The sequence below is a fragment of the Bathymodiolus platifrons methanotrophic gill symbiont genome, assembly GCF_002189065.1.
Classification (GTDB): Bacteria; Pseudomonadota; Gammaproteobacteria; order Methylococcales; family Methylomonadaceae; genus Methyloprofundus.
The window spans coordinates 1-1,105 of sequence record NZ_BDMN01000594.1; the positions used below are offsets into that span (position 1 = coordinate 1).

The 1,105-nt window shown below is 36.7% G+C and carries 3 protein-coding genes; all 3 read right to left on the reverse strand.

Features of this window, described 5'->3' with window-relative positions:
* Window positions 1-46: 46 nt before the first annotated feature.
* Window positions 47-184, reverse strand: coding sequence for a hypothetical protein (locus CDZ78_RS22505; protein ID WP_167374437.1), 138 nt, complete (start codon window positions 182-184; stop codon window positions 47-49).
* Window positions 185-340: 156 nt separating this feature from the next.
* The gene (locus CDZ78_RS20800) at window positions 341-721 is read right to left on the reverse strand and encodes a 2OG-Fe(II) oxygenase (protein ID WP_244559324.1); all 381 of its coding nucleotides are present in this window, start codon (window positions 719-721) and stop codon (window positions 341-343) included.
* A 77-nt stretch (window positions 722-798) separates the two neighbouring features.
* Window positions 799-1,105: IS1 family transposase (locus CDZ78_RS20805; protein ID WP_244559297.1), on the reverse strand; the 307-nt coding region annotated here is incomplete at its 5' end.

The following is a 1,105-nucleotide window of genomic DNA, read 5'->3' on the forward strand; positions in this document are numbered from 1 at the left end:
TTGTATTTGATACACATTTACCAAAATGAAATTACCGGGCAATTCCTCAAGAATAATTAATATCGGGAAGTTGTTTCGTGCTTATTCCTAAACCACAATACACTGCATTAGCTCCAGCAATAACGGCTGCTTTAATGGCTTCAACATCGCCACCGGGGGCTAATAATTCAATTTTTTTATTCATCTTGCGGATCAGTTATGATAGAAAGTGACTAACGAGTCAGTTTAATGCGGATTTAGAAATAAGCGGGGCATAATAGCATATTGCTTTCCTTTATTACTTACTAACGGTGTTTTTCAAGATAGTTCTATCTGAGGTAGGTGTGTTTTAGAAAGAAAATTACTCTGACCAATACCAACTTACCACGTTGTATCGATATCCAATTGATTCTTGAGAATTTAGCATTTTCACCCAATGTTCAGAGCCTATCGATGAAGGGTCAAACAAAACACAACGGTTGTATAACGGTGCGATGCTGACTTGTTTATCGTCCTTACCAATAAATACTAGCTCACCACCAGAATTGATGTTCCAGTCTTTATTTAAATACAGGAGCATGCAAATTTCTCTTCCGGGAGAATCGTCAGCATGTTGTTTTACAAAGTCTTTAGCGCCAAGGCGAAAAAAGTTAGTATTAATGCCTGGGGTAGCTACGTTAATATCAGTGATTGTTACATTAAAAATGCGCGATAACACCGCCATGAACTCTTTACTACGCAAAAAGCCCAATAAATCTTGCGCGGTACTGGTGTTAGCGCAATCAGGTTCGTTATTTTGGTGGTGGGTTAAATCTGTTATTAGGCATGAATATCTCGTCCAAATTCGACTTTATTAATTAATAGTCCAATGACAATATCATGCATTTGTTCTATTTTGGAAAAACAGATTGTTCGACGCGTTAAGCGTTTAATCCATGTTCTAAAATTTAGGTTTTTTCGTTCAATTTTTTGAGTGTTTTGTTTGCCTATTTCATGTTCATTTACATCTAAGTTTCGCTCATAAGCCCCCCAGTCATCTGTATAATATCTGCTTATTTCAAAAGGAGTCAGTAAGGCTTTTAGCTCTTTGAAAACATCATCTTTACGCTTGCCAAATACATAAGCA

What these genes read in the sequence shown, in the direction of transcription:
- CDZ78_RS22505 (WP_167374437.1), bottom strand. Translation starts at nt 184, where the DNA reads ATGAATAAAAAAATTGAATTATTAGCCCCCGGTGGCGATGTTGAAGCC.